The following is a 6,768-nucleotide window of genomic DNA, read 5'->3' on the forward strand; positions in this document are numbered from 1 at the left end:
ATTCTCCACGATCGGCGGGCAAATGCGAACCGGCCGCGCGAAGGCGGCCGGTGGCTCAGGCGTGTCCGCCGACGCTGGGCACTTCGCGCTGCTGCTTCGCGAGTTCCTGCGCCACGGCTTCAGGCGAGCGCGTGAACGGCGCGAGCAGGCTGTAGACGGCAGGCACCACGAACAGTGAAAGCAGGGTCGAGAACGCCACGCCGGCGATGATCACCACGCCGATCGTGGCGCGGCTGGCCGAGCCCGGGCCGCCGGCCAGCACCAGCGGCAGCGCGCCGGCGGCGGTCGCGATCGCGGTCATCAGGATCGGGCGCAGGCGTACGGTCGACGACTCGACAATGGCCTGCGACACGCTGCGACCCTCGTCGCGCAGCTGGTTGGCGAACTCGACGATCAGGATGCCGTTCTTCGCCGCCAGCCCGACCAGCATCACCACGCCGATCTGGCTGAAGAGATTCAGCGTGCCCCCCGTCGCCGCCAGCCCGATCAGCGCACCAAGCACGCCAAGCGGCACCGTCAGCATGATCACGAAGGGATGCACGAAGCTCTCGAACTGCGCCGCCATCACCAGGTACACCACCAGCAGTGCAAGGGTGAAGGTCAGGAGCACGGCGCCGCCGGCCTTCTGGAACTCGCGCGACTCGCCCTTCCAGCCCACCTGCGCATAGTCGGGCAGCTCGGTGCGCACGACCTCGTCGAGGAACGCCAGCGCATCGCCCATCGGATAGCCCGGCGCGAGGCCGGCGCTGACGGTGATGGCGCGCATGCGGTTGAAGCGGTTGAGGCTGCCGGCCTCGGCAAGCTCGGACAGCGTGACCAGGTTCGACAGCGGCACCAGCTCGCCGCTGCGCGCGCGCACCTCGATCGCCGCGAGGTCGGCGGGATCGGCGCGCCCGGCGCGACCGGCCTGCACCAGCACGTCGTATTCCTCGCCCTCCTGGACGAAGGTGGTGACGCGGCGGCCACCCATCATGGTTTCCAGCGCGCGGCCAATGTCGGTGACGCTGACGCCCAGGTCGGCGGCGCGCACGCGGTCGATCTCGACCCGCATCTGCGGTCGCGTCTCCTTGTAGTCGGAGTCAACGGAGAAGAAGCCGGGGTGCGCCTCCATCCGCTGCATGACCACGTCGCGCCAGGCTGCGATCTCTTCGTACTCCGGACCACCCAGCACCATCTGAATCGGTTGCCCTCGGCTGCCCACGAGTCCCCCGCCCACGCGCGGCTGTGCCTGCACGCCGCTGAGCGTCCCCAGCTCGGAGCGCAGCGAGTCGGCGACCTCGGCCGTGCTCTGCTCGCGCTTGTCCCAGTCCTCCAGGAAGACGATCACGTTGCCGGTGTGCATTTCCTCGCTCGCGCCCCAGCCGCCCGGGGCACGGGTGTTGTAGCGGCGGATCGCGCCGTCCTCCTCGGCCACGCGCCGGGCGAAGACCTTCTCGACCTCGCGCACCTGCTGGACGGTGTAGTCGTAGCCCGCGCCCTCCGGCCCGACGATCGAGACGAAGAACGAACCGCGGTCCTCGGCCGGTGCAAGCTCCGACGGCACCACGCGCGAAAGGCCCCAGGTCGCCGCCAGGCAGGCCAGCATCACCAGCCCCACGCCGGCCAGCACCCGGCGCGGCCGCTGCCCGGACATCCACGTGAGCGCGCGCCCATAGGCGCCGGTGGTCGCCGCCAGGCGCGCGTTGAACCAGCGGTTGACCGGGTTGGACTTCTCCTCGGTGTGCGGGCGCACCATCTTCGAGGCCATCATCGGCGTCAGCGTCAGCGCCACGAAGGCCGACAACGCCACCGCGCCGGCCAGCGCTACCGACAGCTCGCGGAACAGGCGCCCGGTGTTGCCTTCCATGAAGCCCACCGGCAGGAACACCGCCACCAGCACCGTGGTGGTCGCGATCACCGCGAAGGCCACCTGTTTGGTGCCGCGCTGCGAGGCCACCAGCCGCGGTTCGCCCAGGTCCACGCGGCGCTGGATGTTCTCCAGCACCACGATCGCGTCGTCCACCACCAGGCCGATCGCCAGCACCAGCGCCAGCAGGGTCAGGAGGTTGATCGAGTAGCCGAACAGCACCAGCGGGATGAAGGCCGCCAGCAGGCAGACCGGCACGGTGACCGCCGGGATCAGCGCGGCGCGGAAGCTGCCCAGGAACAGCCAGATCACCACCAGTACCAGCGCCATCGCTTCGATCAGCGTCCAGTACACGCGCTTGATCGATTCCTCGATGAACACCGTATCGTCGTAGGCGACGAAGATGTTCGTGCCCTCGGGAAGCGACTTCTGGATTTCCACCGCGGCCGCGCGCGCCGAGCGGGTCACGTCCAGCGCGTTCGCGGTCGAGGTCTTGACGATGCCCAGGCCGATGTTGGGCTGGCCGTTGCTGTGGTAGTACGCGCGCCGCTCGGCAGACGACAGCTCGATCTCGGCCACGTCGCCCAGGCGCACCACGTAGCCGTCGGCGCCCTTGCGCAGCGGCATCGCGGCGAAGTCCTGGGGTTCGACATAGCTGCGCTCGACCCGGAGGGTGAAGTCGCGGCTGCCGGACTCGATGCGGCCGGCGGGCAACTCGACGTTCTCGGCGCGCAGTGCGGACTCGATGTCGTTGGGGGTGATGCCGCGCGCGGCCATCGCCGCGCTGTCCAGCCACACGCGCATGGCATAGCGCTGGCGGCCGCCGATGCGCACCTGGGCCACGCCGTCCAGGCTCGACAGGCGGTCGACGATATAGCGGTCGGCGTAATCCGACAGCTCCAGCGTGTCCATCGTCGCCGAGCTCATGTTGAGCCAGATGATGGTGTCGGAATCGCTGTCGGCCTTCTCGACCTCGGGCGGGTCGGCCTCGTCGGGCATGCGGTCGGCGACGCCGCTGATGGCGTCACGGACGTCGTTGGCCGCGGCCTCGATGTCGCGGTTGAGGGTGAACTCCAGGGTCACCGAGGAGCGCCCGTTGCGGCTCCGCGACTGGATGATGTCGATGCCCTCGATGCCGGAGAGCGCGTCCTCGAGCACCTGGGTGATGCGGGTTTCCACCACGGCCGCGGACGCGCCGGGATAGTTCACGTCCACCGAGACGATCGGCGGGTCGATCGCCGGCAGTTCGCGCAGCGTCAGGCGCGAGAACGCCATCACGCCGATCACCATCAGCAGCAGGCTCATCACCGTGGCGAACACGGGGCGGCGGATGGAGAGGTCGGACAGCATCATGGCTCAGCCCTCGCCCGGTCCGGCGGCCTCGCTCGCGCCGGCCGCGCCCGGTTCGCCTTCGCTGGTGCCGGCCTCCCCGGGCCCGGCTTCGACGATCGCGCTGCCGTCGCGCAGTTTGCCGGTGCCGTCGATGACGATGCGGTCGCCGGGCTCGAGGCCCGAGACGATCTCGGCCATGCCGCCGGCGCGCGAACCGATCGTGACCACCACCTGTTCGGCGGTGGCGTCGGGGCGCACCCGGTAGACGAAGGATTCGCGGCCGACCTGGACCACGGCGATTTCCGGGACCAGCAGCGCGTCGCGCTCGGTGCGCTCCAGTTCGATCTGCATCAGCATGCCCGGGCGGAGCAGGTGCTCGGGGTTGGCGAAGTCCGCGCGCACGCTGAACGCGCGGCTGGTGGGGTCCACGCGCGAGCCGACGTTGCTGACCACGCCCTCGAAGCCGCGGCCGCGCCAGGCGGTGCTGGTGCCGGTGATGCGCTGGCCCGGGGCCACGTGCGACAGGTGCGCCTCGGGCACCGGGAAGTCGACGTAGACCGAGGACAGGTCGTCCAGGGTCGCGACCACGGTGCCGGGGGTGATCAGCGCGCCGGGGCTGACCTGGCGCACGCCGAGCACGCCTGCGAACGGCGCGCGCACCACGCGGTCCCTGAGGTTGGCTTCGATCTGCCGCACCTGGGCGCGCGCGCTGTCGCGGGTGGCGCGCTGGGTGTCGAGCGTCGCACGCGCGATCAGCTGCTGCGCGGCCAGCTCCTGCTGGCGCTTCAGCATGCGATCGGCTTCCTCCGCGGTGGCGCGCGCGGCGGCCAGCGCTGCCTGCTGCTGGTCGCCGCTGAGGGTGACCAGGGGCGCACCGGCGGCGACCACGTCGCCGCTTTCGAAATGCACGCGTTCCACGGTCTCGCTGACCTTGGCGGTCACTTCCACCGCTTCGCGCGCCTTCACCGTGCCCAGCGCGCGGATGCGGTCGTTGAAGGGCTGGATGGACACGACTCCCGTCGTCACCACCGCCGCGGGCGGACCGCCCTGGCTGCCCGCCTCGCCCTCCGCTCCACAGGCCGCGAGGGCCAGGGCGAGCAGGATGGCGCAGCAGGCTTTGGGGCCGGAGCGGAAGACGGGGGCGTCGGACATCGTGGGCGGGCAACGGCAAAGGGAAGCCGTGCATTCTATCGACCGCGTGTGGCCGCGACGTATGCCATGAGGCCCGTTCGCCGGATGCGCCGTTGCGGTCAACCGGTGGCGCCCTCGTGCGTTACGGCGCATTCTGGCCTTGGCCCCGCGGACGGACCCGGGGCCACGTCCCCCACCCACGCAGGACGACGCCATGATCCACGAAAGCATCCTCCACACCATCGGCGGCACGCCCGTGGTGCGCCTGAACCGCATCGCGCCCGCCGGCGCGACCCTGTACGCCAAGGTCGAATCCTTCAACCCGGGCGGCTCGGTCAAGGACCGCCTGGCGCTTGCCATCATCCTCGACGCCGAACAGCGCGGGGTGCTGAAACCCGGCGACACCGTGGTCGAAGCCACCTCCGGCAATACCGGGGTGGCCCTCGCGATGGTCTGCGCGGCGCGAGGCTACCGGTTCGTGGCCACCATGGCCGAGAGCTTCTCAATCGAACGCCGCAAGCTGATGCGCGCCTATGGCGCCAGGGTGATCCTGACCCCGGCCGCGGAGCGCGGCACCGGCATGGTGCGCAAGGCGAAGGAGCTGGCCGACGAGCACGGCTGGTTCCTGGCCGACCAGTTCGCGAACCCGGCCAATCCGGCGTACCACCGCAATACCACCGGCGCCGAGATCCTGCAGGATTTCGCCGGCCGCCGCCTGGATCACTTCGTCACCGGCTGGGGCACGGGCGGCACCCTGACCGGCGTGGGCGAAATGCTGAAGCTGGCGCGCCCCGGGGTCGAGGTGGTGGCGGCGGAGCCGGCCGTGGCCGCGATGCTGCAGGGTGGCGACTTCAGCCCGCACAAGATCCAGGGCTGGACCCCGGACTTCGTGCCCGCCGTGCTCAACCGCCAGGCCGCCGACCGCGTGCTGTCCGTGGCCGACGACGTGGCGATCGCCACCGCGCGCAGGCTGGCCGCCGAAGAAGGGATCTTCGCCGGCATCTCGGCCGGCGCGACCGTGGCCGCGGCGCTGGACGTGGCGAAGGACGCCGCCGAGGGCGCTGTCATCCTGGCGATGCTGCCGGACACGGGCGAACGCTACTTCTCGACCCCGCTGTTCGAGGGCGTGTCCGAAGGCAGCGACGACGACTGGCTGGCCGGCCTGCCCTGACCCGGCCCACCGCCGTGGGAGCGGCTACAGCCGCGATTCCTGCGGAGCACAGGACAGCAAGACATGAAAAAAGGGCGACCCTGCGGGCCGCCCTTTTCATGCTGCTGAAGGCATCGCGGCTGTAGCCGCTGCCATAGGGATCAGCCGCGCGACCACTGCCCCAGCGCGGCCAGGCCGTTGGCCTTGGCGCGGTCGAACACGGTCTTCTGCGCCGCGTCGTAGTTGCCGACCAGGTCCTGCGACCACAGCTTCAGCGCCGCCGACTGCATGGCGCGGCCGTAGGAGAACGACAGCGGCCACGGGTTCGGACCCATGCGGTTCATCGCGTCCAGGTGCGCGGTGGCGTCCTCGTCGGACTGGCCACCGGACAGGAACACGATGCCCGGGAGGATCGCCGGCACCGCCGACTTCAGGCACATCAGGGTGGCTTCGGCGACTTCTTCCACCGGCGCCAGCTCACCGCTGTCCTTGCCCGGCAGCACCATCGAGGCCTTCAGGATCGTGCCCTCGAGGGCCACGTTCTGGTTGTACAGGGCGTCGAACAGCGCGCGCAGGGTGACCTCGCTGACTTCGTAGCAGGTCTCGATGTCGTGGTTGCCGTCGATCAGCACTTCCGGCTCGACCATCGGCACCAGGCCCTGCTCCTGGCACAGCGCGGCGTAGCGCGCCAGCGCGTGGGCGTTGGCCTCGATGCAGGTGCCCGAGGGCACGTCGTCGCCGATGTTGATCACCGCGCGCCACTTGGCGAAGCGGGCGCCGAGCTTGTAGTACTCCTCAAGGCGCGCGCGCAGGCCGTCGAGGCCTTCGGTCACCACCTCACCCGGGAAACCGGCCAGGGCATGCGTGCCCTTGTCGACCTTGATGCCCGGGATCATGCCGTTCTCGGTCATGTACTGGGCGAAGGGCACGCCGTCCTTCGTCTTCTGGCGCAGGGTCTCGTCGAACAGGATCGCGCCGCTGATGTACTCGGACAGGTCCGGCGTGGTCAGGAGCAGCTCGCGGTAGGCGCGGCGGTTTTCCTCGGTGTTCTCGATGCCGACGCCGGCGAAGCGCTTGGCGATCGTGCCGGAGGATTCGTCGATGGCGATGATGCCCTTGCCCGGGGCGACCATGGCGAGTGCGGTTTCTGCAAGCTGTTCGATGCTCATTCTCTGGAACTCCGGGCGGGCGACAGGGCCGCCCAGTATAGCCGTTCGGCCCCGCCGGAGCCTCGGGGAGCCCTCGGGGGATGCTGTGGGAGCGGCTATAGCCGCGATAGATCCCGATCGCGGCTATAGCCGCTCCCACA

General features: G+C 70.2%; 4 protein-coding genes. 1 reads left to right on the forward strand and 3 read right to left on the reverse strand.

Going from position 1 to position 6,768, the window contains the following annotated elements; translation table 11 throughout:
* Positions 1 to 55: 55 nt before the first annotated feature.
* Together WCE39_RS02955 and WCE39_RS02960 are read right to left on the reverse strand one after the other, a co-directional pair.
* Positions 56 to 3,199, reverse strand: coding sequence for an efflux RND transporter permease subunit (locus WCE39_RS02955; RefSeq protein ID WP_343275215.1), 3,144 nt, complete (start codon positions 3,197 to 3,199; stop codon positions 56 to 58).
* A gap of 3 nt (positions 3,200 to 3,202) precedes the next feature.
* On the reverse strand, positions 3,203 to 4,330 hold the full coding sequence (locus tag WCE39_RS02960) for an efflux RND transporter periplasmic adaptor subunit (protein WP_343275216.1): 1,128 nt from the start codon (positions 4,328 to 4,330) through the stop codon (positions 3,203 to 3,205).
* A gap of 193 nt (positions 4,331 to 4,523) precedes the next feature.
* On the opposite strand from WCE39_RS02960, the gene cysK reads away from it, so the two are divergent.
* Positions 4,524 to 5,480: a cysteine synthase A gene (cysK, locus tag WCE39_RS02965; protein WP_343275217.1), complete on the forward strand. Its 957-nt coding sequence runs from the start codon at positions 4,524 to 4,526 to the stop codon at positions 5,478 to 5,480.
* 140 nt (positions 5,481 to 5,620) lie between these two features.
* Here cysK and WCE39_RS02970 read toward each other — a convergent pair whose 3' ends face one another.
* Positions 5,621 to 6,628 (reverse strand): class I fructose-bisphosphate aldolase, encoded by a 1,008-nt coding sequence (locus WCE39_RS02970; RefSeq protein WP_343275218.1) that lies wholly within the window; start codon positions 6,626 to 6,628, stop codon positions 5,621 to 5,623.
* Positions 6,629 to 6,768 lie beyond the last annotated feature (140 nt).

This window comes from Luteimonas yanweni (assembly GCF_039548475.1).
Lineage (GTDB): Bacteria > Pseudomonadota > Gammaproteobacteria > Xanthomonadales > Xanthomonadaceae > Luteimonas.

What these genes read in the sequence shown, in the direction of transcription:
- WCE39_RS02955 (WP_343275215.1), bottom strand. Translation starts at nt 3,199, where the DNA reads ATGATGCTGTCCGACCTCTCCATCCGCCGCCCCGTGTTCGCCACGGTG.
- WCE39_RS02960 (WP_343275216.1), bottom strand. Translation starts at nt 4,330, where the DNA reads ATGTCCGACGCCCCCGTCTTCCGCTCCGGCCCCAAAGCCTGCTGCGCC.
- cysK (WP_343275217.1), top strand. Translation starts at nt 4,524, where the DNA reads ATGATCCACGAAAGCATCCTCCACACCATCGGCGGCACGCCCGTGGTG.
- WCE39_RS02970 (WP_343275218.1), bottom strand. Translation starts at nt 6,628, where the DNA reads ATGAGCATCGAACAGCTTGCAGAAACCGCACTCGCCATGGTCGCCCCG.